We start from the raw sequence: 23,900 nt of genomic DNA, 5'->3' as shown, positions 1-23,900 counted from the left end.
AGCATGGAGCTTCTCGCAAATCTTGGCGACGGTTTTGCCATCGCGCTCAGCTGGCAGAACATCGGCCTGGCGCTGCTGGGCTGCTTCCTGGGCACCATCATGGGCGCGCTGCCCGGGCTGGGACCGTCGAACGGGGTCGCCATCCTGATCCCGCTGGCCTTTACCATGGGGCTGGGGGCGACGCCCTCGCTGATCTTGCTGACCAGTGTCTATTACGGCGCCATGTACGGCGGGCGCATCAGTTCGATTCTGCTGAACATTCCCGGGGACGAACCCGCCATGATGACCTGCCTGGACGGCCACCCGATGGCCAAGAAGGGTCTGGCGGGCGAGGCTCTGTCGCTATCGGGCATCGCGTCCTTTGTCGGCGCCTTCCTAGCCACCTGGGGTCTGATCCTGCTGGCGCCGCAGCTGGTCAAGATCGCCCTGCTGTTCGGCCCCGCGGAATATTTCGCCCTGTTTGCGCTGGCCTTCATGACGCTGGGCGGCGTGTCGTCGACCAACCAGGCGAAATCCGCCTTTGCCGCGGCGCTGGGCCTTGGACTAGCGACCATTGGTGTTGATACCCAGACCGGCGTGCCGCGCTTCACTTTCGGTGAGGTGCATCTCTATGACGGGCTGGATTTCCTGGTCGCCATCGTCGGCCTGTTTGCCCTGTCCGAGGTCTTCATCTTTTTGGAAACCCGGCACGGCGGCTCCGATGCCGCGGGGCGCAAGCTGACCATCGGCAAGCTTTATCCGCCGGTGTCGATGATCCGCCAGACCACTCCGACCATGCTGCGGACCTCCTTTTTGGGATTTATCGCAGGCGTATTGCCGGGTGCCGGAGCCTCGCTGGGGTCGTTCATCTCCTATTCGATGGAGAAAAAGCTGGTCGACAAGGAAGGCACCTTCGGCACCGGCGACCCGCGCGGCGTGGCGGCGCCCGAAGCCGGCAACAATGCCGCGGCTGGCGGTGCCCTGGTGCCGATGCTGGCACTGGGGGTGCCGGGATCGGGCACAACCGCGGTGCTGCTGGCGGTGCTGCTGGCGCTCAATATCACGCCGGGCCCGCTGCTGTTCAGCCAGAACCCGGACGTGGTCTGGGGCCTGATCGCAGCACTGTTCATCGCCAACTTCATGCTTCTGGCGATGAATATCCCGATGGTCGGCCTGTTCACCCGCGTGCTGATGATCCCCTCGCGCATCCTGATGCCGATCGTGGCGATGGTCAGCTTTGTCGGCATCTACGGCATTTCCGGCAGCACCTTCGACCTCTTGGTGATGATCGGCTTCGGGGTCATGGGCTGGGCACTGCGCAAGCTGGACGTGCCGCTTGTGCCGGTCATTCTGGGGACGCTCTTGGGCAACGCGATGGAGAACAACCTGCGCCGTGCAGTCACAATCGACAACGGCAACTGGTGGACCCTTGCTGACAGCCCGCTGTCCATCGCGCTTTGGACGGTTGCCATAATCGGCTTCGTGCTGCCGGTGATTGTCGGCGCCAGGTTGAAGGCCAGGATGCATCAGCGCCGCGACGAGAAAGGGGCAGTCAGCGACTGACTGCCTCCGCTGCCAGTCCGGGCACAGGTCCGGACTGGCGGGTTTCAGCGGTGTTTTTGCCGCTAGGCTGGAATGCCCCACCTAAACTGGTCCGCGGTTATGTTTAGGAAAACGGAGGACCGAGAATGGGAACGAAACGGCACAAGCCTGAGGAAACAGTTCAGAAACCGCGGCAGGTTGATGCGGTCAAACGCCCCCATGACGATTAGCTTGGCGCCAACTGTATCTGAAACAGAAAGGATTGCCCCTGCGCACCAGCGCGTTTTACGTTCTTCTGCTTTCACAGTGCTTCCAGCGCGGCATGTGCCAATGCAGAAAGCCCCGCGTATTCGGGGCGTAAGGCGTTGATCTTGCTTGACGTTTTTGACTGCAGGAGCAGACAACCGCCGTATCCTACCTGCTCTCTCGGCAAGTGTGTAGTCGTAAAAAAACACGCAAATAGCGGCAGCATTGCGTGACCGCACTAAATGAAAAGAGTTTGCCGGGGCTTCGGGCTGAAAAGCCCTGCGCCTTAACTGGCCCCCTACGATCAATATGAAATACAGCGCTGCCGCCACTAGAAGAAGGCGCTGCAAAGCCGGTGCAGTAGGACAAAGCGATCCTTCAGAGGCCAGTGGTTTCTCAAATTCGTGAAAGCTGGGGTAGTAGATTCAACAAAACGCAGTTTGATATTCCTGATACTTCCCTGCCCTACGTGCGATTGGATCCGCGTCTTGCAAGGTGTCCCTGCTTCAGGAGATTTTCAGCCACACTCAGTACCCGGCAGTCCAGAAGCCTTCATGCGGTTTGCGGGCTTCGTCTTCCAGAAGCGGGCCAATGACCACTGTTGGGTGGTTCGGGGAGCTTTCGAACACCCGGCGGCACGGCAGGTTGAGAACCTCGGGGTGCGGCGAGGCTTCACTTGTACACATCTCAACCAATGCGAGCTCGGACAGACCATAAACAACAGCCCTCACACCGACCCAGAAAGTTGCACCGGCACACATCGCGCAGGGTTCCGTGCTGGTAACCATGACGAGTTCAGCAAGCTCTTCGCGGGTAAACTTGCGAGAAGCAGCGCTCATCAGGTTCTGTTCGGCGTGGCACGTTGAATCGTTCAGATCGCCAACGGTGTTTTCGATTTCGAGGGCGATATTGCCATCGAAGTCGCACAGCAGCGCGCCGAATGGGTGGTTGCCTTTAGAGCGGGCGGATTGCGCCAGTTCAAACGTGCGGCGCAACAGCGATTCCACGTCGAGGTTTTCGAGGTTCGGCGGTGTTTTCATGACATTCTCTATTGCATTATGAGGCGTTTCAGGGGCCGGGTGCCCTGGTTTTGCGGGCCAATAAAGAGCGGACCGCCGCAGGCAAACAAAATCGCATGCACGCGGCGGCCTAAGCTCAGTTGGGGATCAGAGCGTCGAGACCTTCAACAAAGAAGTCCATGCCAGCCAGCGTCCCGTCGTCAGAGGTTTCACCTTCCGCAAGCCAGACGCTGCCGTCCTGCTTGTTTAGAGGACCGGTGAAAGGATGATAGGTGCCAGTTGCGATCTGCTCTTTCATCGCGAGGGCTTCGGCCTGTACGGCGGCAGGGATCTTGTCGGTCATTTCCCCGATTTCCACCATGCCTGCGCCGATGCCGTCCCAGGTGTTCACCGGTTCCCAGGTGCCATCGATCACGGCTCGCACGCGGCTGATGTAATAAGGTGCCCAATTGTCGATGATCGACGAGACCCGCGGGCCGTCCTTGTATTCGGCCATGTCAGATGCCTGGCCGAAACCGATGACGTTTCCGGCGCTTTCCGCCGCTGCCATCGGGGCGGTTGAATCGGTGTGCTGCAGGATCACATCAGCGCCCTGTTCGATCAGCGCCTTTGCGGCATCGGCCTCTTTGGCCGGATTGAACCAGGTAGAGACCCAGACAACTTTGAACTCTACATCCGGATTTGCCTTCTTGGCGTGGATGTAGGCGGAATTGATGCCGCGGATGACCTCAGGGATCGGGAAAGATGCAATGTATCCAATCACGTTGGACTTGGTCATCTTGCCCGCGATATGGCCCTGGATGGCACGGCCTTCATAGAACCTGGCAGAATAAACCGACACGTTCGGAGCGGTCTTGTACCCGGTTGCGTGTTCGATTTTCAGATCGGGAAACTTGCTGGCAACTTCAATCGCAGGATCCATGTAGCCAAAGGATGTGGCGAAAATCAGATCTGCGCCTTCCAGCGCCATCTGGGTCATCACACGTGCGGAGTCCGGTCCGTCAGGCACACTTTCGACAAAGACGGTTTCGATCTGATCTCCGAACTCTTCGACAACTTTCTTGCGCGCCTGTTCATGTTCGTAGGTCCATCCGCCATCTCCAACCGGGCCGACATAGACAAAGCCGACTTTGGTCTTGTCCGCAAATGCCGCGCTTGCGGTCAAACCAAGCGCCACAGCAGCGCCCCCCAGCAAAGATCTGAGTTTCATGGGTTTTCTCCTCGTTGAAAGTACTCTCGCCTAGGGGCGCGGAAAGCGGTAGGCCGTTCGCGCCTTTGCCGCTACCAGAAGTCCTTGTGCCCCAAAGCGACTTCCTCCTCGATCTCGGGGAAAGGGCCGCGGACCTCCATCTTCCGGCGTCCAGCAGCAAAGACCGTTTTGCAAGCCAGATCGAGCGTCAGGTTTTCGGGGTTGTCCCCGGTCAATTCGGCCAGGCGTTTCTCTGTCATGCCGTAGACGACTGCGCCGATGCCGGCCCAGTAGCAGGCACCCGCGCACATGCAACAGGGTTCCACAGATGTATAGAGCGTGCATTCGCTCAGAAACTCAGGGGAGAATTTCTGGCTGGCTTCCCGGGCCACGTTGAGCTCTGCGTGGCCGACGCCCTTGTCGCTGGAGTAGGTGTTCCCGCCTCTGAGAAGGACACTGCCATCCGGGCCGATCAGGATTGCTCCGAAGGGGTGGTTTCCTTCGGCGCGGCAGTCATGCGCGATCTTCACGGTGGTGCGCAGGTGATCGATATCATTTTGCATAATGCGTGACCTGTTTTGAAGGTTTCCCGCATAGCCTAGGCTGTCTCGTCCGTGATAAAAATCAGAATGAATCGCGCATAGCGCGCGAAAAATTTGAACACGGTCTTGGCAGGAGGGTAGGATGTCTGAGTTCTCGCGGGAGCTGCATTCCTTTGTCGAAGTGGCGCGTGAATGCTCGATCCGAAAGGCAGCAGACAAGCTGAATATTTCCTCATCTGCGCTGAGCCGGCAGATGCGCTTGCTGGAGGAAGACCTCGGGACAGCACTGTTTGCCCGCCACGCCAAGGGAATGCAGCTGACCGCGGACGGGCTCAAACTGCTGAGTCAGGCCGAACGCTGGCTGAACGAGAGCACCCATTTGCGCGCCAGTCTCGCGCGCAAGGACAGGGGAAATGAAAAGAAGCTCCGCATCGGCGCAGCAGAGTGTTTTGCACAGACATTGCTGCCTGCTCTTTATGACCGGCAGACGGCCGCGGAACGCCTGGATGTCCTGCAGGTCAGGACCGGCGATACCAATACGCTGATCCATGCCTTGTCCGAAGGCGAAATCGATCTGGCCCTGGCATTCAATGCGCGGCCCAGCCAGCCTGTCCGGGTGCTGTCAGAGACTTCGTGCCGGATCGGTCTCGTCTATAGTCCAATCCATTTCACTGTCGACCAGCACGAAATATCGATTGCGGAGTGTCTGGATTGGCCCGTCAGTTTGCCCAGCGAAAACCTGTCCGTACATTCCCGGCTGCTGGCGGAAATCCACCGGCAGCGGAAACGGCCCCGGATTGTTTCATCCAGCAACTCGGTCCTCTTCACCAGCGAAATGGTTCGGAATGGGCATGCGGTGGCCTTTATGACACGTTTCGATGTCCGTCCGGAATTGCTGGCCGGCGGCATCCGGTTTGTGCCTTTGAAAGACCAGCGGATGGAGGAAAGCGTTTGCGTCTGTGTCAACGCCAACGCTGAGCTGACGACTGACCTGCAGGACCATGCAAAAACGGCTGCCGCACTGATCAACGCCATAGCGCAAATCTGAAGCACAGCTTGGCCCGAATGATCACACCTCCCCCTTTTTCCTCCGCTAACCCTTTGTATTTGCATGGAAGCACACAGGGAAATGAGGCACAGCAAGACCGCTCAAAATCCTGCCGGGATGCCTCATTTCAGCACCCACCGCACAACTATGGGGGGGAGAACCGCGGCGCTATCGACCACACTGAGCGAGCCTGGCTTTGCTTTGTCATTGTTAGCAACCAGCAGTCGGCCGAACCAAAGCCCATAGGCGCTTTTAGCCATATCACCTTGTCTCGAAGCGTTTGCAAACCGCCAGTTGCACGAAGCAGAAAGCGGCGGTTTTCCAGAGGAACTCCGAGGGACGGCAGATGAGGAAAGTTGCGCAGCCAACCTTACTGTCTCTAAAGTCGGCTCAGGACATGATCCATCACTTCAAAAAGGTGGTCAGCATTTGCCTTGGAAAACGGCATTGGTGGGCGGATTTTGAACAAGTTTTCCTTCCGCCCTAGCAGCCCCATGACCACACCGTTTTCGCGCATCAGGTTCACCGCCCTCTTAGCCAGCTTCTTGTCTGCAGTGATCTGCTCACCTGGATGAACAATCTCTGCACCGAAGAACAAGCCTGCCCCTCTGACGTCACCAAAAAAGCCAAACTTTTCCGCCATCTTTTCCAGACGCTCTTTGGCGTAGGCCCCAACCTCCGCCGCGTTCTCGATCAGGCTTTCATTTTCAATCACATCCAGAACAGCCAAGCCGGCAGCGCAGGAGACCGGATTGCTGCCGAATGTGTTGAAATAGACGTTCTTGGTCCGGAAGGCATGCATGATGTCATGAGTGGTTGCCACGCCGCCAATGGGATGGCCGTTGCCCATGGGTTTGCCCATTGTCACGATGTCCGGGGTGAATCCGGAGTACTGATGGCCCCACATCGCCGCACCGGTCCGCCCGAACCCCGGCTGGACTTCATCTGCGATGACAACACCGCCAGCCTTGCGCACACGTTTGGCTACGCGATCCAGGAACCCCGGAGGCAAATCCGGGAACCCTTCATTGGCAAAAATCGGACACAACATGATTGCGGACACCCCGTGCCCCGCTTCTTCCAAGGATGAAATTGCCGCATCAAGGTGCGCCAAAACCCGGGCTGCCATATCGGTTTCATCCTTCTCACCCGGCTCAAGGTGATAACTGTCTGGCGCCGGGATGGTCCGCAGATGCGTGCTGAACCCGTCCTCGCGCGGGATCAGCGTGGCCAGTTCCATGACCGCACTGGTGTTTCCGTGATAGGTGAAGTCGGTGACGATCACCCCGTGCTTGCCGGTTATGGCCCGCGCCATGCGCAGCGCCACGTCATTGGCTTCACTGCCGGTGCAGGTCAGCAGGACCGTTGACAGGCTGCGGTGGAAAGTGGCTGTCAGGCGTTCGGCATAGTCCAGGACATTGTCATGCAGATACCGGCTGTGAGTGTTCAACAGGCCGGCCTGCCGCGAGATCGCCTCGACCACATGCGGGTGGCAGTGCCCCACATGGGGCACGTTGTTGTAGGCATCCAGATAGCGCCGGCCGTCCGCGTCGAACAGCCAGACACCTTCACCCCGCACAAAATGCACCGGATCATCGTAGAAGGTCGGATTGTTCGGCCCCAGGAGCCGTTCCCTTCTGGCCATCATCAACCGCGCCCTCGCCGACATTTTTGGCTTTTCATAAGCATTTTTCATGCAAACCCCCTCTCCAGAGAAGTCTCGGCTCTCACGAGAACACGACCTGGATATCGGTGTATTCTTCAAGGCCTTCCTTGGCGAATTCGACACCGATCCCCGAGGCTTTCACGCCGCCAAACGGGGCATTGGGCTGAATGGCGCCATGCTTGTTGATCCAGACAGACCCGCACTCCAACTGGCAGGCGACCTCCTTGGCCTTGCTGCTGTCGCGGCTCCAAACGGACCCGCCCAGGCCGTTCGGGTTGTCATTTGCCCGCTTGATGACCTCATCCACGTCGCTGTAGCGGATGATCGGCAGCACCGGACCAAACTGTTCCTCGTCAACAAGCCGAGTGCCGTTGTCCAGATCCGCAATAAGAGTCAGCGGGTAGAAATGCCCCGGCCCCTTGTGCTGTGCCTTTCCGCCCAGCAGCACTTTGCCGCCAACCTTCTTGGCATCCTCAACCAGTTCGGACACTTTGTCGTACTGCGCCTTGTTCTGAACCGGACCAATGATGCTCTCTTCGAGCATCCCGTCACCGACTTCGATGTTCCTGGCGAACTCCGCCAGTTCATTGCAGACATCCTCATAAACGCTGTCATGCACATAAAGGCGCTTCAGGGCTGCGCAGGTCTGGCCGCCATTGATGAACGCCCCCCAGAAAAGCCCCTCGGCGATCTGTTTGGGATCCACGTCCGGCAGCACGATACCAGCATCGTTACCGCCAAGCTCCAGTGTCAGGCGTTTCATGGTCTCCGCCGCGCTTCGCATGATCTTTTGGCCGGTGGCGCAGGAGCCGGTGAACACGATCTTGCGGATCTTGGGGTGCGACGACATTTCGGCGCCCAGGAAATCCTCGCCGGTTATGCAATTCACGACACCTTGCGGCAGAACTTCATTCATCAGCTCCACCAGCCGGATCGTGGCCAAGGGCGTGAAGGGCGACGGCTTGATGACAACCGTGTTGCCTGCGCGGATTGCCGGGATGATGTGCCAGATTGCAATCATGACCGGGAAGTTCCACGGGGTGATCGAACCAACAACACCCAGCGGCTTGCGGTACATCTCCACCTTGCCTTCATTGGTATCCTGCAGCACTTCGACGGGGGTATCCAGCGTGGCGGTATAGCCAGTCCAGGCCACGGCCCCGCCAACTTCCCAGCGGGATCCGAGGCCATTGAGCGGCTTCCCCTGCTCGCGGGTGATCAGCTGCGCCAGCTCCTCGGCGTTTTCTTGAATTTTCTGGGCAATCTTCTCACAGGCCGCAGCGCGGTCCTTGCTCGACCTTTTGCGCCATTTCTCAAAGGCTTTTTCAGCCGCATCGACCGCCTGGTCCAGCTGCTCCTTGGTGGCGCAGGGCGCGCTTCCGACCACACCGCCGTTTGCCGGGTTGCGGACTTCGAAATGCTTGGGTGTGGGGACGGATTTCCCGCCGATGATCAGGGAGTAAGTTTTCATTATGCGCCTCCGGCATTGTCTGTTCAGGCTCATGCGGCCAGACAGGCAATGCCGGACGGGCCACGGTGTTAAGCGGTTCGGTCGGGGCTGCGCGCCAGACCGGCGGCAAGGGCTTCCAGCCCGGCGAGCAGCGATTTCTTTTTGCGCGGCGCGTCGCTCACGATCTTTGCGGCCTCACGCATGGCACCAACCAGCAGCTCCGCAAAAACGGTGGCGTCCGCAGCACTGTCATTGTTGCGCAGCGCCTGGACATCCTCAGCCACCATGACGGTGAACTCACTCGAGGCCTGGCCCAGAACCGGTGCAAGAACCGGCCGCAACGTTGGGCTGAGCAAACTGTAGAACCGCCCAGTTTCCGGCTGCGCACACAACTCCAAAAGGGCTGCGGCCAAGGCCATGATGCGCTGCACGGGATCTGTTTCAGCGTCACGAGCGTTACATCCGGCGTTCAGGATCTTTTTACTCAGGTCGGCGTAAATCTCGCGGTAGATGTCGTTGAGCCCATCGGGGAAATAGACGTAGATCGTCCCTTTCGATGTGCCTGCCGTCTTTGCGATCTTGTCAACCGAACTGCCCGCGAAGCCTTCCTCCTGGAACACCTCCAGCGCCGCAGCGTGGATTTCCCTGCGTGTCCGCAGCTTGTTGCGCTCGCGCAGAGAAAGTTGTTTTTCTCCTTCGGCCATGCGTCGGGCCTCCTTCCGAATTTGTCGGATTTGAGTTTAACCGCGCGTTTCAAAAACTAACAGGCATTCAATCACTGAACACCGGGTTTGAGATCTGCCAGACGGCAGAGCCTAGCCGCTGGCAGCCCCTGACTGATCAAACTTCTGCGAGGAAGGCACCAAAGCCCGCGCCGCTGGTCCGCTTCTGGATGTTACTCCAGTTCTGCGTCATGAAACCCGCATAGTCGTAGTCGTCATTCATGTCGGCCACCGCGAGGGCTGTGGCAAACAGCGCGAACTGGCAATAATCCGATGCGATGGCAAACATCTCGACACGCGCCCGCATCCGTCTGTCGAAGGTGCCAAAGTAGCTTTCAGTGAGGCGGCTGACCTGATCGGAATCGAGATCCTCGAAAGTGGTCATGAGACCCAGATCATAGCAGCGGTCGCTGTTGCCCGAGAGGTCATAGTCGATCAGCCGGATTGTCCCGTCCGGCTGCTCCAGCAGGTTGGCACTGTACAGATCATTATGGCTGGGGACGAAATCGCGCGGCCGCAAGTCCAGCGCCTGCTCGATCCTCTGCAAAACAGGCAGGATTTCGTTGTAGTCGTCCGGCAAGGCGACATCGGCACGCTGAGCCGATGCCAGGATCACACGCGCCTCGGCAAACGGGTTGAAATCGCGGCGGAAGTTGAGGCCGCTGTCATGCAACTGACGCGCCTTTGCTGCGACGCGGGGCAGAACGTCAGGATCCTTGAGATTCACGGGCTTGCCGGGCAGAAACTCAATCATCAGGGCCAGCGGATCGTCGACAATGGCGACAACCGGCGCGCCGATGCCCGCCCGCCCGGCATCAACGGTATTCAGCATCGGCACCGCACTGGGCGGCACAATTCCAAGCGTTTCCCAGTCCCGGTTCCACAGCTTGACGACGGACTGTGCAGTCCCGTCCCCATTGTCTACTAGGAAATTCTTGTGAGCCCCGCCGCCTGAAAGCCACTTCCATGTGGCCTTGCCATCGTCCCATCCGGGAACCTGAGCCACGATGCGGGCAATGCGCTCATCGAATTCGGCGGTGTCCTGAACAACTGCTGATTCGGTCAAACTCTCTCTCCCATTTGGCTGTTTTCCGCACCTCCCCGCGCAGAAATCAGACGGCCCCAGAACCCTGCCTCAGGACTTTAGTGCGATTCCGGCGTTTTAGCCTGAATTTGCACTGTTGGACGCCGAGCCAGGCAAGAAGCGTTTACAGATTGGGAATTTTATGTCAGAAAATATCCTATTCGTCAATAATCGAACTTTTAGTTCAGTTTTTGAACGAGCCGGCTCGGCCGGGAGGGAAACCGCAAACCTCAGCGTCCTTAAGGGAGGAGACCAATGAAACTTGCGAAGATGACTGCAGTGACCGTGGCGGCAGCCATGGCGACATTCACAGCTGTGCCCGGCTGGGCGGAGTATCCGGAGAAACCCGTGCAATTCGTGGTGCCCTGGCCGCCAGGCGACATGGAAGACGTGTTGACTCGCATGATTGCCGAAGACTTCCAGGCTGAATACGGAGTGCCGGCCGCAGTGGTGAACAAACCCGGCGGCGGCGGCGGCCCGTTTCCCGGCGCGGTGGAAGTCGCCTCTGCACCGGCTGACGGATATACAATCGGCTCCTTTGTGATCGGCGTTCCGGTGGTTGGCCCTTCTCTGGGGATCCCCGAGCTGTCCCCGGACCCGTTTGACCCCCTCGGCATTTTCCTGACCTACCCGTTTGTCATCGTGACGTCGAAGGACAAGCCCTACAGCACAATGCAGGAACTGGCCGCTCACGCGCAGGACAATCCTGTCACTCTGGCCCATTTCGGCGCGCCCTTGACCCCGACCAAGGTGACCCTGTCGCTGGCGCAGGAGCTGGGGTTTCAATATGCCTCTGACGCCGCTTTTGACCTGGTCGACTGCAACACCTTCGCCTCTGGCGACGCGGATGTCGGAAACACCACGATCCAGCTGATGCTGCCCTGTCTCGACGATATTCAGGTCCTGGCAGCCATCACGCCTGAGCGCCTGCCCCACGCGCCGGATGCGCCGACCGTTGCGGAAATCGTTCCTGCACTGGACCTGACCCTGTGGAACGGCCTGTTCGTGCACAAGGACACCCCGGCGGATGTGCGCGAGAAGATCGCTTCCGTGGCAGAGAAGACCATCGCCGGCGAACGCGCCCGCAAGTTTGGCGAAGAGACCGGCGCCCAGCTCTATTGGCTGGATGCCGACGGATCGAAAGACCTGATCGGCAAGAACATCGACGCAATCGCCAAAATCAACGCAAGCCTGGGTCTCTGATCCCATAGGCGGGGCCTCTCCCAGGGCCCTGCCGCTGCAAGCAGGGAGGCAGCCATGCCGCAAGAACCGGAACATCAAGATGCCATCGGCATTATCGAACCGCCGCATGTGCGTGCTGAACTGGCCTTCTCGGTGGCGGCCTTCCTGTTTGCAGTTTTTCTTTGGTTCAACACAGGTGCTGAACTGAAAACGGCAAAGGGTGCAAGCGCGCTCAACCAGCCCGGCTTCTGGTCGCTTCTGTCGATTTACGGAATGCTGGGGTTTGGCGTGATGAACCTGGGCATCTGCATCCGCCGCAACCTGTCCACACGCCAGGGAGCGCCAATGGGGCCGGAACTGTTGTTTTGGCTGCGCTCGGCGGAGTTTACCGGCTGGTTTCTGGCCTATGTACTGATCGTGCCCCGCCTTGGCTACCTGCCGTCCACCTTGCTGTTCAGCACCGCGCTCACACTGCGGCTGGGCTACCGCAGCGCCAGGTTCCTATGGGTGTCCGTGGGCCTGTCACTGGCTGTGGTGCTGTTCTTCCGCAGCTTTCTGCAGGTGAAGATACCTGCCGGTGCCGCCTATGAGCTGCTGCCCGCCGGTCTCCGCAACCTGTTCCTGATCTATCTGTAAGAGGCTGTCATGGATCTGCTTTTCTCCGCGCTCGAGATGCTGGCCCGCTGGGACATCCTGATTGCCCTGGTTGCCGGATCACTGGGCGGCATCATTATTGGCGCCATCCCCGGCGTGGGACCAGCGGTTGCCATCGCCATCCTGCTTCCCGCGACCTACGCCATGGAGCCGCTTACCGGCCTGACCCTGCTTTTGGGCATCTACGGCTCCTCGATGTTCGGCGGCGCGCTGCCTGCGATTCTGCTGAACACCCCCGGCACCGCGGTCAACGCCCTGACAACCTATGATGGCTACCCGATGACCCGACGGGGTGAAGCCACCCGTGCCATTTCGCTTGCCTATGGCGCGTCCTTCTGCGGCGGGGTCATTTCGGTGCTGGCCCTGATTGCCCTGTCGCCGCTCCTGGCCAGTATCGCTCCGAACTTCGGCGCCAAGGAGATCTTTCTTGCCGCCCTCCTGGGCATGGTTCTGGTCGTCATTGTCCACCGCGGCCAGAACATGGCCGCCGGGGCGCTGTTGTGCTTTGGCATCTTCATTAACACCATCGGTCTGGAACCGATCCGCTATTCGAAACGCTTCACCTTCGATCAGACCTGGCTGGCCTCAGGCATAGACGTCATCGTCGTGGTGCTGGGGCTTTTCGCCCTCAGCCAGGCCTTTGTCCTGCTGCTTGGCGAGGATCAGGATGCGGCAGAGCCGAAAATCGGCCGCGGAGTGTTTCAGCACCTGTTCGAAGTGCTGCGGTTTCCCAAGACCGTGCTGTCCTCCTCCGGCTTTGGGGTGATCTTCGGCATCATTCCCGGTGTTGGAGAGTTCCTGGCCCAGTTCTTCTCGTACTCTCTGGCGCAGAAAACCTCGAAGACGCCTGAAGAATTCGGCAATGGCTCTCCCGAAGGGATCATTGCCTCGGAAGCCGCGAACAATGCGGTGCCCGCCGCCGCAATGATCCCGCTGCTGGCCCTCGGCATCCCGGGCGAAGCCCTGACCGCGATGATGCTGACCGTGTTCTACGTCCACAACGTGATCCCTGGCCCAGGCCTGTTCGAGCAGCGGCCGGAGTTCATTCTCGGCCTCTACCTGTGCCTGCTGGCGCTGAACGTGCTGGCGCTGGTTTTCCTGATTCTGTTCTCGCGCCAGCTGACCCGGGTCATCATCATTCCCAACCGATACCTCGGCATGATCATCCTCACGCTTTCTTTCGTCGGCGTCTACGCGCTGCGAAACTCGGTGACGGACTGCGCCATCGCCGCCGGTTTCGGTGTGCTGGGCATGGTGCTGAAACGGCTGAACCTTCCGATCGTGCCGATCATCCTCGGCATGGTTCTGGGCGGCATCATGGAAGTGAAGCTGCGCATCGCACTCGCCAACGTGCAAACGCCGCTGGACATGATCAACCGCCCCATCGCCGCCACCATTTTCGGCCTGATCGTCCTGGCGGTCACCCTGCACCTGATTTCGGTCTTCCGGCTCCGCAAGGCGCTGTCAAACCCCGTCTAACCCCTTCAATCCCGGCGCGCGTCCCCTCCGCATGCCGTCGGCCAACCATCTGCAAAGGAATGAACAATGGCAAATCAAGTCCCTGACCGTGCTCAAGTCGTCATCATCGGCGGCGGCGTGCATGGCTGTTCTGTCGCTTATCACCTGGCCAAACAGGGCTGGACCGATGTGGTGCTGCTGGAACGCAAGCAGCTCACCTGCGGCACCACCTGGCACGCCGCCGGACTGGTCGGGCGGCTGCGCGGCGACACGCTGTCGACCGAGTTCGCCTCCTACGGCACCGAAATCATCGAGGAACTTGAAGCCGAGACCGGCCAGACCACCGGCTTCCGCCAAACGGGTTCCGTCACGGTGGCCCGCTTCCCCGACCGGATGCGCCAGCTGCGCCGCCAGATCGACTTTGCGCGGCTGTTCGATATCGAAGCCCGTGAAATCGGTCACGACGAGATCAAGGAACGTTATCCGCTGGTCAATCTGGACGGCGTCGCAGGCGGCGTCTGGATCCCCAGCAACGGCTCCATCAACCCTGTGGACCTGACCACAGCCTTGATCAAGGGCGCCCGCGGACGCGGCGTCCAGGTGTTCGAAGACACCAAGGTCGAGGAGGTCGTGGTGGAGAACGGCCGTGTGACAGGGGTCCGCACCGACAAGGGCCACATTCAGGCCGACGTCGTGGTCAACACCGCCGGCATGTGGGCGCGCGAACTGGGCCGTCAGAACGGGGTCGAAATCCCGCTGCACGCCTGCGCGCATTACTACCTGGTTACCGAAGCGATCCCGGACCTGCCCAAGGACCTGCCGGTTCTGCGGTCCTATGACGATGCCACCTATTTCAAGGAAGACGCGGGCAAGCTCCTGGTCGGCTTTGGCCACCGCATCGTGGTTCCCTACGGCGAAGACGGCATCCCGGAGGACTTCAGTTTCGACTCGCTGCCTTTTGTCGAGGAACACGTCATGGATGTGATGGAGGAGGCGCTGGAACGGGTTCCGGTGCTTCAGGAAACCGGCATCCGGACCTTCTTTAACGGCCCCGAAAGCTTCACCCACGACGGGCGCGCTACCATCGGCGAAGCACCTGACATCAAGGGGTATTTCATTCTCGCAGGCGTTAACTCCACCGGCATCCAATGCGGTGCAGGCGCGGGCCGCGCTCTGGCGGAATGGATCATCAACGGCAAGCCCATGCGCGACCTCAGCGGTGTTGACCCGGCCCGTCTGGAGAGCTTCCAGGCAGGCGATGCCTACCTGCAGCAGCGCGCGCCTGAAACCCTCGCCTTGTCCTATGCTTTGCACTATCCGCATCACCAGCGGCACACTGCGCGCGGCATCCGCAAGACACCGTTCCATCACCTGCTCAAGGACCGCGGCGCCTATTTCGGTGAATCCATGGGCTGGGAGCGCCCGGCCTGGTACGCGCCTGCCGGGACCGAGGCGAAGGCAGAGTACTCCTTTGGCCGTGCCAACTGGTTCGAATACGCCCAGGCCGAACAGCAGGCGGCGCGTGAGGCCGTGGCCATCATCGACTACTCCCCGATGGGAAAGACCGAAGTCGAAGGTAAAGACGCCGAAAGCTTCTTGCAGCGCATGTGCACCAACAATATGGCAATTGCCCCGGGGCGGCTGGCCTACACCCTGATGCTGAACGAGGACGGCGGCATCGAAACCGACATGACGGTCGCCCGCCATGCCGAAGACCGCTTCATCGTCACCAGCTCAACCGGACGCCGCCGCCGCGACCTGAACCGGCTGCGCGATCATGTCAAACCCGGCGAGGACGTGCGGATCCGCGACGTGACCACCGCCTTTGCCGCGTTGTCGGTGATGGGGCCGAAAAGCCGCGCACTGCTGTCCTTTCTGACAGATGCCGATCTGTCGAATGAGGCCTTCCCCTTCAACTCCGGCAAGACCATCCGCATTGGTTATGCAGAGGTTTGGGTCCAGCGCCTTTCCTACAGCGGCGAGCTTGGCTTCGAACTCTACATGACGCCGGATCTGGCCGAGCACGTGTTCGATACCATCATGGCGAAGCAGGACGAATACGGCATCCGCCTGCTGGGCACGGATGCGCTCAACGCCCTGCGTATCGACAAGGGATACCTGCATTGGGGCACTGACATGGCCTATATGGAAGCCCCGCATCAGCTGGGTGTCGAATTCCTGTGCAAAACCAAAAAGGACATCCCGTTCATCGGGCGCGATGCCTACTTGGACCGCAAGGAAAAGGCACAGGGACCCTTCCTGTGCGCGATCAAACTGAACAATGCCGAACCGCTCTTATTCGGGCGCGAGCCTGTTCTGCGCAATGGCGAGGTGCTCGGCTCCATCAACAGTGCGGCCTACAGCTACATTCAAGGCACCGCCACCGGCCTGTGCCTTCTTGACCTGCCGGAAGGCGCGTCAGGTAAGGCTGACCTTGAATACGGCCACTATCAGGTTCTGATCGAAGGCGAGGCCGTGGATGCCACTGTGCGCTTGCGCGGATTCTACGACCCCCAAAGCAAGAAGCTTCTGTCGTAGTAAGAGCGCATGCGCCGGTTTTTGTCCCCCCTTGGCCGGCGCATGCCACCCACCTTGTTCAAAACAAGAATTCTGCCATGATCCCTGAACACCCAGTTTCTGCAGATGCAACAACCTTGGCTCTGCTTCTGGTTCCTGGGTTCGACCTGTTATCCCTCGGTGCAGTGACCGAACCGCTTAGAGAAGCCAACCTTCTGGCTGGAAACGAGCTGTACCGTTGGACACTGCACAGCCCGGACGGAAAGCCAGTCACAGACACAAACAGGGCAGCACTCGGCGTGGCATCCGGGTTTGATGATTTTCGCAGTGCAGACATCATGCTGGTGTTCGGCCCTGCTGCGGACCACCCGGTTTCCAAACAGCTGGGAGGCGATCTGCGCGCCGCTTGGCGGCGCGGCGCACGTATTGGCGCGGTTGGCACCGCGGTGCAGCTTCTTGCCAATGCCGGTATTCTCGCAGAGAGGGAGTTCACCCTGCACTGGCAATCCCGCGCGTCATTCTTGGAAAGCCATTGGCATCTCTGCCCTTCCGATCACAGGTTCTGCATCGACCAGCGGATTTTAACATGCGGCGGCGGCATCTCGGCGAGCGACCTGATCCTGCAAGTGATTGAACGCGATCATGGGTTCAATTTTGCCCAGGAGATTGCCGACCTTTGCCTGCACAACGGCCCGCGCAACAGCGGCGTAGCGCAGAAGATGCCTCTGAACCAGCGGTTTGCAACCCGGAACAAAACGCTACTTTCGGTTCTCAACGACATACGCGCCAACCTCAGCAGCGACATTTCCATCGAAACCCTGTGCCTGCGCCACAGCATTTCAAGACGCCAGCTTGAGAGGCTCTTCTCCAGTGAACTCGGGATGACACCCGCCCGGTTCGTTAAGGATGCCCGCCTCTGCCGTGGCCGACTTCTGCTGATGCAGACCGACTTGACCGTAGGCGAGGTCGCAGCCTGTGTCGGATTTTATTCGGCTTCCAACTTCCGCAATTCCTTCAGGCAAAAATACGGAATTTCTCCATACCAGTTTGCACAGCGAGTCGAAAACGATCCCGCCGCTTGATCATTCATGCCTTAGCGTTTGCTCGCGCTGGCTCCGGTTTGCGGATCAATCGAGTCTCAAGCAGCTGTCCTTCGCGCTGCAAGATCGGGTGAGCCACTGTAACGATCCACGAATGGAATTCCTTAAAAGAATAAGCGGTCTCCAAATGAAGGTCGCTTGTGCGAAAGCTGTTTAGCTCCCCCTCTGCCAATCTCTTGAGATGCTTTTTGCGGCTGTTCCTTTCTATGCGGGCTATTTCGGCCTTCTCTTCAAGCAGAAGGCGGGCGCCCTCCAAGTCAGATCCAATAAGAACATTTGTAGCTTTGTCTAAGTTAGACATTGCCTTTGCATGAAGCGTAAGCAGCTCGGAAAAACCAGCCGGACTGAACTCCAAGCTGCTGCGGTGTTTTTCCTGTGTCAAAGGAACCAGCCGTTTAACCACGATATCCCCTGCGGCCTCCAGTGCGATTGCGTAGTCTACCAGAGCTCGCAATTCCGCGCGAAGTTCCCGACCAATCACAGTTTGATCAATCTCGGCGGAATAGTTGCGCACCTCATTCAAGGCAGAATTAAGCGCGTCCTCGCACCCCCGCTGCCGTTCCAGTGTGTCTTCATCAGCCCGCCTGTACAAATCCATAACCGGGGCAGTCATCTCCTCCACCAACCCTGCCATGCGCAATACTTCCCTCCTCAGCCCGGCCAATGCTAGCGAAGGGCTGGCCAAGTCTGCGCGGTTTAAAACCGACCGGTAGCGCCATGAAAGTTCCTCACCCCGCACTTCATTTTTGGGAAAGATGGCAGCAACTGGTGCTTCCAGTTGAACAGCAAAAGGCACAGTCAATAGCAGTGCTGCATTGAAGGCGATGTGAACAGTAATCAGGGTTTGGGCCGGATCTCCACTCGCCAGGAACACATCAGCACCAGCACTGCTGTTTAAAAGAGAAACAGCCAAGATAGCGCCGCTTCCGCGCAGCAGCATGTTTGCCACTGGCACGCGCCGCGCTACTGGCTCCATACCGCGTGACAACCAGACAGGTATCAAAGCAGAGCCCGCATTGGCGCCTAGCACTAGGGACAGGCCAGTCGCTAGCGAGATTGCGCCGATATCGACGACCGCAACGATCATGAGGATGGCGGCCACAGATGAGTGCATGACAAATGCCAAAATCACCCCAACTAGGAATGCCGTCACAAAGTCTTGTGCCAGGTATCCTGCGACAGCTGGCAGAAACGCACTTTCGCGGAACGGTTCCATTGTTTGCCGGAGGTAACTCAGCGAGACCAGAATGAAGGCAATACCGAGTAGAATCCGGCCGGCTTGTTTCAAACTGCGCTGGTCGGTCTTTAGGAACAGGAAACCACCCGTGGTGAGAAGCACAGGTATGAGCCAGTCCAACCGAAGCGACAAGACCTGGATCAGCATGGCTGAGCCCAGATCTCCACCCAGGACAATTGCAATGCCAGGCACAAAGGAAAGTGCCCCAGCCCCTGAGAAGCCCGCTACCAGGAGGGTAACTGCGGCCGAGCTTTGCAGGACGCAGGCCAGCAATATCCCAAGCGGTGCCAGCATCAGCGGATTTCGCGGCGCAGTCAGCAATCTCTGGAATGCCGAACCAAAGGCCCGTTCAATGCCGGTTCGTACCATACGGACTGCGAACAAAAGCATCATGACCGACCCGGCCAATTGAAAGATAAAACTCAGGATCTGCACAGAGTAACCTTTCCCTGAATTTTCAACGATGGCGAGCATAGACAGTTTGGCCCGTCGCCGGTGGTGAAACTCAGCGCGTCCGCCAGGCTTGCGACCGCTTCAGGACAACGCGGGACACCCAAAGATGGAACAGCCGCGCCGCCAGGTTGGTGTAGAAAATCATCATGCCCATGGCAGCTGCTGGGGCGATATCGCCCGCATCATCCATGTTCAGGATCGCGATCGAAGCAAGGGGCGTATTGTGTGAATACAGGAACACCACCACCGACACCGTGGTCATCGCATTGACGAACAGGTAGATACCGATTTCCAGCAAGGCCGGTGCGCACATCGGCACCGTCACCGTCGAAAACAGCCGGAACACCGGTTGCTTCAGTGACGCGGCCACCGGTTCAAACTCTGCATCAACCTGTTTCAGGGCCGTGGCCGATGTCAGGTAGGCAACCGTGAAAAAGTGAGTCACCGTACTGACCACAAGAATGGCCATGGTTCCATACAGCCAGTTGAAAGGGTTGGCAGCATCGTTGAAGAAGAAGATGTAGGCCAGTCCCAGCACCATGCCTGGGATTGCCATCGGCAGCATAGCGATCCCCTGCAGCAGCCCCCGCCCCGCCGAAAAAGCATTGCCCTTCTCCACGAAGTAGGCGGCCAGGAACACCACGGCGGTTCCGAAGACGGCCGACAGAAGCGCTAGCTTGATCGAGTTGAAATAGGACGCCCAGCCGCCGTCCAACAGGTCGAAGCGGTAGTTGCTCAGGCTGAGGCTCAGGTCATAGGGGTAGAATTTGACCAGCGCCGCGTACTGGCAGACGCCGATGATCCCCAGCAGAAAGACGCACATGGCTGCACAGAAGGCAAAGCACAGCTTGTCCGTCAGAGGCCGCGGCGCAGGCTCATATGGCACAGAGCGCGCAGACAGCAGAGACTGCTGTTTGCCCTGCACCAGCCGGTCCACGGCAAACGCCATAAGCGCCGGGATGATCAGCAGGAAGGATACAACCGCACCCATCTCAAAGTTCTGCTGCCCGATCACCTGCTGATAGATGTCGACTGCCAGCATGGAGTACTGCCCGCCGATCACCTTGGGCAGGCCGAAGTCTGTCATCACCAGGCTGAAAACCACAAAGCTTGCGGAAATCAGGCCGAACCGCGCGCCGGGAAGCGTCACCGTCATGAAGGTCTTGAACGGACTCGTGCGCAGCGAGGCGGCGGCCTCATACAGCCGTGCGTCCGACAGGGTCAGCGCCGTTGCGATAATGATGAACGCATGGGGAAAGGAAAAGAAGATCGACCCCAGCAAGATCCCGATGGGTCCGTAGATGGTTTCCCCCATCAGCATCCATTTCAGCATGCCCTGGTTGCCGAACAGATAGACCAGCGCAATACCGGGCAGCAGCGACGGCACCAGGATCGGCGCCATGGCTGCCAGGCGGAACACCCCCTTGAGCGCCATGCAGGAGCGGTTCAGCGCATAGGCAAAAGCAAAAGCCAGCGAAACCGTAACCGCGGTACTGATTGCCGAGATCAGCAAGGAGTTGCGGATGGACTTGAACAGAACCGGTGTCGAGAAATAAGTCGCGAAGTTGCCGAGCCCGTAACTACGCGACGGTTTCAGCAGTACCTGCCGGAACTCGTTAGAGCTCATTTCAACCCAATTCGGTCCGGAATGGAGCTGGGCGCCCTTCAAGAAAGCCGCATCTTCAGACGCGGTCCGGATCCGGTAGCGCTCCGGGCTGCGGAAGCTGAACTCAGGAAAAAACGCCGTGGCCGAAATGCTGCTGGTCGACTTTGCTGTCAGCTTTTCCTGCGGAAGCGTCTCATTTGCGGCATTCAAGACTGCAGCCGTAAGGACCGTATCATCAAATGTGCCGGCTTCATCGCTGACCTGGAATTCGTACTGCTCCAGCTGGAATGCATAGGTCGAGAACGCCTTTGCCAGCATGGCCCCCATCGGGAAGACCAAAGCGACCAGCAAATACATGAAAATGACAATGATGCCGCCGCGTATGACCAGGTCGTCGCGGGACATCCTGGCCTTCACGCCGGTTTTGGGCAGCGGGTGTGCAGCATCCGTCATTGTGCCGCCTCCTGCAGCGGCTCAAACGCCATCAGGCGATCAACCGGCAGCTCAACCGTCAGGTTTGCCCCCTGGGTCAGCCCCAGCCGGCGCACCGCATTGATTGAGAAATCCGCATAAAAATGCGCGCCTCCAAAGGCCGCACTGTCAAGGGCGCAGCGCCAGAAGGAGCCGAGAAATTCCATCTCCCGGATCATCACCTCAATCCGGCTGGCGCCTTGCGACGGTGCCGCGCCGGCTTCAACCGGCACAACATCCTCCGGCCGGATAACTGCCACCAGATCCTTGCCTGCGGCATGGCCGTGATTGCGGCAGCGGAACGCCGAAATGCCGTTCGATACTGAATCAGGACCCGCAGACGCGACGGGCAGCTGGTTGGTATCCCCCACAAAATCGGCCACAAACAGGCTTTCCGGTTCCCGGTAGACTTCGGTTGGAGTCCCGATCTGCTCGATCACACCGTGGTTCATCACCACGATCCGGTCCGCCATCGACAGGGCTTCCTCCTGGTCGTGCGTCACCAGAATTGTCGTGACACCGGTGTCCCGCTGCAGTTCCTTGATCTCGTGGCGCAGGTGGGTCCGCACCTTGGCATCCAGGGCCGACAGCGGCTCATCCAGCAGCAGCAGGCCCGGCGAAACCGCCATGGCCCGGGCCAGGGCCACGCGCTGCTGCTGCCCGCCGGAAAGCTGAGACGGATACTTCCCGCCCTGGTCAGGCAGGCCGACCAGCGCCAGCAATTCGTTAACACGGGCCTGAATCTCGGACTTTCCAAGCCCCCGGTTTTCAAGCCCGAACCCGATGTTTCGGGAGATGGTGAGATTGGGGAACAGCGCGTAAGACTGGAACACGATCCCGTAGTCACGGGACGAGGCCGGCAGGCTGGTGATATCGTCCCCGCCCTGCCGGATCTGCCCGGAACTGGGTAGGTCGAGCCCGGCAATCGCACGCAGCAATGTGGTCTTGCCGCATCCCGACGGGCCAAGAAAACAGACGAGTTCGGATTCCAGAATGGTCAGCGACACGCCCTTCAGAGCGCAGAAACTGCCATAAAATTTTTCGAGATCGGAGATCTCAACATATGGGTTTGCCATGGGATTTCTCCGCTGCCGGACGACCGGGGGTTGGTTCATTGCGCGATCATTTGCCGCCGCACTTTTGGTGAAGAAAGAAAAACCCCGGGCCAGGGAGCAGCAGCCCGGGGTGAATGCCGCCCCTCAGTTCTGAGGGTCGGACTTATGGCCGAAACGGCTTTGCCAATCGCTCAGAATGGTGTCGCGGTTCTTGGCAATGTTCGCAAAGTCGCTGGGGATCATCGCGTCCACAACATTGGACGGGTAATGCTCGTTCGGATTGGACACGCCAGGTTTGGCAACGACGGCATATACTTTTGCATAAACCTCATTGGCGTCCTCTGTCGCCGTCCAGTCCATCAGCGCCTGGGCGGCCTCCAGCTTCGGCGTGCCCGCGACGATGGCGGTTGCCTCCATATCCCAGCCAACACCTTCCGTCGGGATAATGATGTCGATCGGGGCGCCGCTGCCCTTCAGCTTGGTTGCCGCCAGCGCATAGGAGATGCCGATCAGGTTTTCACCCGATGCGGCCAGCTTGCAGGGCTTCGACCCCGAGTGCGTGTAGCGCGCGATGTTCTCATGCAATCCGGCCATGTAGCCCCAGCCGTCCTCGCTCCCTTTCAGCGACAGCCAGCTGGTGACGTTCAGCAGCCCCGCACCCGAAGAGTTGGGGTTCGGCATCACAATATGGCCTGCATATTCTGGTTTCAGCAGGTCATCCCAAGATTGCGGCGCTGCGATGCCCAGTTTCTCGCCTTCGACGGTGTTGAAGCAGATCGCGGAAAACAGTGCATTCATGCCAACCCAGCTAGGGGCATCACCATTGTCCACGAACTGGGCATTCAGCGTATCGGCGCCTAAGGGGGTGTAGGGCTCCAGCATGCCTTCCAGCTTCAGGGCCATCACTGAGTTGACAGACAGCCCCAGCACCGCATCTGCCTGCGGGTTGTTTTTCTCGGCCAGCAGCTTCGCTGTGATGATCCCAGTGGAATCCCTGACCCAGTTGATCTTGATGTCCGGGTTAGTTTCATTGAAGGACGCAGCATAGCGGTCCAGATCATCTGCGTTCAGAGCAGTATAAACCGTCAGTTCAGTCTCGGCCGACGCGGTTGCTGCGGCACATGCCAGAGCAACTGTCTGAACCAGGGTGTAAAATTTCGACACCATAATCTCCTCCCTATGGGTCTGAGGGTGCGACCGAGCCGTCCAAAAGCTGTTTGACCAGACTTTCGAACTGTAAAAACAGCAATTTCTGTCGCGCCTCCCTCCTCCGGTTGATGTTGCGACTAGCAACCTCCATGCGGCAGCTTTGACATTTCGTCAAAATCTGAACGCTTAGTTCGATTTATGATCATCGCGTCATAGAGTCAATTAAAACTTCACTATGACAACACTCCAAACGGCAAGCAGCCGAGGCCGGTACCCTGCGGCTGCACCCGAGCCTGTCGGCGCGGTACCGGGAACTGATCGAGGACCTGGCTGGCGCCCTGAATGCACCAGAGGTGCGGCGGGAGGCGACGGCGGCGCTGCGGGCGCTGATTTCGGAGGCTCGGATGGTTCCGGACGGTGCTGCGCCGGGCGGTCATCAGCTTGAACTTGTTGGGGAATTGGCTGGGCTGATGGCTTTGGGCAGCCGGAATCGAAAAAGCCCCCGCTGTTTGCGGAGGCTTGGTCGGAAAC

18 protein-coding genes are annotated in these 23,900 nt (G+C 59.2%); 7 read left to right on the top strand and 11 right to left on the bottom strand.

All coding sequences use genetic code 11. The features are described 5' to 3' along the window. The first annotated feature begins 3 nt into the window (after positions 1-3). Positions 4-1,542, top strand: coding sequence for a tripartite tricarboxylate transporter permease (locus tag GC1_RS09475; RefSeq protein WP_019297980.1), 1,539 nt, complete (start codon positions 4-6; stop codon positions 1,540-1,542). A gap of 752 nt (positions 1,543-2,294) precedes the next feature. Here the strand turns inward: GC1_RS09475 and GC1_RS09470 are convergent. The 3 genes from GC1_RS09470 to GC1_RS09460 all read right to left on the bottom strand — a co-directional run bounded on the left by GC1_RS09470 (position 2,295) and on the right by GC1_RS09460 (position 4,538). Further along, positions 2,295-2,807: a nucleoside deaminase gene (locus GC1_RS09470; protein ID WP_019297979.1), complete on the bottom strand. Its 513-nt coding sequence runs from the start codon at positions 2,805-2,807 to the stop codon at positions 2,295-2,297. A gap of 115 nt (positions 2,808-2,922) precedes the next feature. Continuing rightward, positions 2,923-3,996, bottom strand: coding sequence for a BMP family ABC transporter substrate-binding protein (locus GC1_RS09465; protein ID WP_019297978.1), 1,074 nt, complete (start codon positions 3,994-3,996; stop codon positions 2,923-2,925). A 71-nt stretch (positions 3,997-4,067) separates the two neighbouring features. Then, a complete protein-coding gene (locus GC1_RS09460) occupies positions 4,068-4,538 on the bottom strand; it encodes a nucleoside deaminase (RefSeq protein WP_019297977.1) in 471 nt (156 codons plus the stop codon). Between the two features lie 121 nt (positions 4,539-4,659). Here GC1_RS09460 and GC1_RS09455 point away from each other — a divergent pair, with 121 nt between their 5' ends. Next, complete coding sequence (locus GC1_RS09455) at positions 4,660-5,565, top strand: LysR family transcriptional regulator (RefSeq protein ID WP_019297976.1); 906 nt, start codon at positions 4,660-4,662, stop codon at positions 5,563-5,565. A gap of 379 nt (positions 5,566-5,944) precedes the next feature. Here the strand turns inward: GC1_RS09455 and GC1_RS09450 are convergent, their stop codons facing one another. The 4 genes from GC1_RS09450 to GC1_RS09435 form a co-directional block, all read right to left on the bottom strand. Continuing rightward, complete coding sequence (locus tag GC1_RS09450) at positions 5,945-7,330, bottom strand: aspartate aminotransferase family protein (protein WP_337589016.1); 1,386 nt, start codon at positions 7,328-7,330, stop codon at positions 5,945-5,947. Further along, entirely contained in the window at positions 7,293-8,702 is a 1,410-nt protein-coding gene (locus GC1_RS09445) for an aldehyde dehydrogenase family protein (protein ID WP_019297974.1), read from the bottom strand. The genes GC1_RS09450 and GC1_RS09445 overlap by 38 nt, the downstream gene beginning before the upstream one ends. A gap of 68 nt (positions 8,703-8,770) precedes the next feature. Beyond that, entirely contained in the window at positions 8,771-9,385 is a 615-nt protein-coding gene (locus GC1_RS09440; protein WP_019297973.1) for a TetR/AcrR family transcriptional regulator, read from the bottom strand. A gap of 136 nt (positions 9,386-9,521) precedes the next feature. Then, positions 9,522-10,469: a phosphotransferase gene (locus tag GC1_RS09435; protein WP_019297972.1), complete on the bottom strand. Its 948-nt coding sequence runs from the start codon at positions 10,467-10,469 to the stop codon at positions 9,522-9,524. Positions 10,470-10,742: 273 nt separating this feature from the next. On the opposite strand from GC1_RS09435, the gene GC1_RS09430 reads away from it, so the two are divergent. The 5 genes from GC1_RS09430 (at position 10,743) to GC1_RS09410 (ending at position 17,380) form a co-directional block, all read left to right on the top strand. Beyond that, on the top strand, positions 10,743-11,690 hold the full coding sequence (locus GC1_RS09430) for a tripartite tricarboxylate transporter substrate binding protein (protein WP_019297971.1): 948 nt from the start codon (positions 10,743-10,745) through the stop codon (positions 11,688-11,690). Between the two features lie 54 nt (positions 11,691-11,744). After that, complete coding sequence (locus tag GC1_RS09425; protein ID WP_019297970.1) at positions 11,745-12,305, top strand: tripartite tricarboxylate transporter TctB family protein; 561 nt, start codon at positions 11,745-11,747, stop codon at positions 12,303-12,305. 9 nt (positions 12,306-12,314) lie between these two features. Continuing rightward, positions 12,315-13,802 carry a tripartite tricarboxylate transporter permease gene (locus tag GC1_RS09420; RefSeq protein WP_019297969.1) on the top strand — a complete coding sequence of 496 codons (1,488 nt, stop codon included), beginning with the start codon at positions 12,315-12,317 and terminating at the stop codon, positions 13,800-13,802. A 66-nt stretch (positions 13,803-13,868) separates the two neighbouring features. Further along, positions 13,869-16,319, top strand: coding sequence for a GcvT family protein (locus tag GC1_RS09415; RefSeq protein ID WP_019297968.1), 2,451 nt, complete (start codon positions 13,869-13,871; stop codon positions 16,317-16,319). 77 nt (positions 16,320-16,396) lie between these two features. Continuing rightward, on the top strand, positions 16,397-17,380 hold the full coding sequence (locus GC1_RS09410; RefSeq protein ID WP_082009017.1) for a GlxA family transcriptional regulator: 984 nt from the start codon (positions 16,397-16,399) through the stop codon (positions 17,378-17,380). A gap of 4 nt (positions 17,381-17,384) precedes the next feature. Here the strand turns inward: GC1_RS09410 and GC1_RS09405 are convergent, their stop codons facing one another. The 4 genes from GC1_RS09405 to GC1_RS09390 all read right to left on the bottom strand — a co-directional run bounded on the left by GC1_RS09405 (position 17,385) and on the right by GC1_RS09390 (position 23,387). Next, a complete protein-coding gene (locus GC1_RS09405; RefSeq protein ID WP_019297966.1) occupies positions 17,385-19,109 on the bottom strand; it encodes a Na/Pi cotransporter family protein in 1,725 nt (574 codons plus the stop codon). A gap of 31 nt (positions 19,110-19,140) precedes the next feature. Next, positions 19,141-21,147 (bottom strand): putative 2-aminoethylphosphonate ABC transporter permease subunit, encoded by a 2,007-nt coding sequence (locus GC1_RS09400; protein WP_019297965.1) that lies wholly within the window; start codon positions 21,145-21,147, stop codon positions 19,141-19,143. Further along, the gene (locus tag GC1_RS09395; RefSeq protein ID WP_019297964.1) at positions 21,144-22,241 is read right to left on the bottom strand and encodes a putative 2-aminoethylphosphonate ABC transporter ATP-binding protein; all 1,098 of its coding nucleotides are present in this window, start codon (positions 22,239-22,241) and stop codon (positions 21,144-21,146) included. Before GC1_RS09395 ends, GC1_RS09400 begins: the two co-directional genes overlap by 4 nt. Before the next feature lie 123 nt (positions 22,242-22,364). Next, the gene (locus GC1_RS09390) at positions 22,365-23,387 is read right to left on the bottom strand and encodes a putative 2-aminoethylphosphonate ABC transporter substrate-binding protein (RefSeq protein ID WP_019297963.1); all 1,023 of its coding nucleotides are present in this window, start codon (positions 23,385-23,387) and stop codon (positions 22,365-22,367) included. Positions 23,388-23,900 lie beyond the last annotated feature (513 nt).

The sequence above is a fragment of the Leisingera sp. ANG1 genome (assembly GCF_000203975.2).
In the GTDB taxonomy this organism is placed as follows: domain Bacteria; phylum Pseudomonadota; class Alphaproteobacteria; order Rhodobacterales; family Rhodobacteraceae; genus Leisingera.
The sequence above is the reverse complement of the archived record's forward strand: the minus strand, read 5'-3'. Positions and strand labels throughout refer to the sequence as shown.

Excerpts from the sequence above, each read along its gene's own strand:
- GC1_RS09475 (WP_019297980.1), top strand. The coding sequence starts at position 4 with ATGGAGCTTCTCGCAAATCTTGGCGACGGTTTTGCCATCGCGCTCAGC.
- GC1_RS09470 (WP_019297979.1), bottom strand. The coding sequence starts at position 2,807 with ATGAAAACACCGCCGAACCTCGAAAACCTCGACGTGGAATCGCTGTTG.
- GC1_RS09465 (WP_019297978.1), bottom strand. The coding sequence starts at position 3,996 with ATGAAACTCAGATCTTTGCTGGGGGGCGCTGCTGTGGCGCTTGGTTTG.
- GC1_RS09460 (WP_019297977.1), bottom strand. The coding sequence starts at position 4,538 with ATGCAAAATGATATCGATCACCTGCGCACCACCGTGAAGATCGCGCAT.
- GC1_RS09455 (WP_019297976.1), top strand. The coding sequence starts at position 4,660 with ATGTCTGAGTTCTCGCGGGAGCTGCATTCCTTTGTCGAAGTGGCGCGT.
- GC1_RS09445 (WP_019297974.1), bottom strand. The coding sequence starts at position 8,702 with ATGAAAACTTACTCCCTGATCATCGGCGGGAAATCCGTCCCCACACCC.
- GC1_RS09440 (WP_019297973.1), bottom strand. The coding sequence starts at position 9,385 with ATGGCCGAAGGAGAAAAACAACTTTCTCTGCGCGAGCGCAACAAGCTG.
- GC1_RS09430 (WP_019297971.1), top strand. The coding sequence starts at position 10,743 with ATGAAACTTGCGAAGATGACTGCAGTGACCGTGGCGGCAGCCATGGCG.
- GC1_RS09425 (WP_019297970.1), top strand. The coding sequence starts at position 11,745 with ATGCCGCAAGAACCGGAACATCAAGATGCCATCGGCATTATCGAACCG.
- GC1_RS09420 (WP_019297969.1), top strand. The coding sequence starts at position 12,315 with ATGGATCTGCTTTTCTCCGCGCTCGAGATGCTGGCCCGCTGGGACATC.
- GC1_RS09415 (WP_019297968.1), top strand. The coding sequence starts at position 13,869 with ATGGCAAATCAAGTCCCTGACCGTGCTCAAGTCGTCATCATCGGCGGC.
- GC1_RS09410 (WP_082009017.1), top strand. The coding sequence starts at position 16,397 with ATGATCCCTGAACACCCAGTTTCTGCAGATGCAACAACCTTGGCTCTG.
- GC1_RS09405 (WP_019297966.1), bottom strand. The coding sequence starts at position 19,109 with ATGCTCGCCATCGTTGAAAATTCAGGGAAAGGTTACTCTGTGCAGATC.
- GC1_RS09400 (WP_019297965.1), bottom strand. The coding sequence starts at position 21,147 with ATGACGGATGCTGCACACCCGCTGCCCAAAACCGGCGTGAAGGCCAGG.
- GC1_RS09395 (WP_019297964.1), bottom strand. The coding sequence starts at position 22,241 with ATGGCAAACCCATATGTTGAGATCTCCGATCTCGAAAAATTTTATGGC.
- GC1_RS09390 (WP_019297963.1), bottom strand. The coding sequence starts at position 23,387 with ATGGTGTCGAAATTTTACACCCTGGTTCAGACAGTTGCTCTGGCATGT.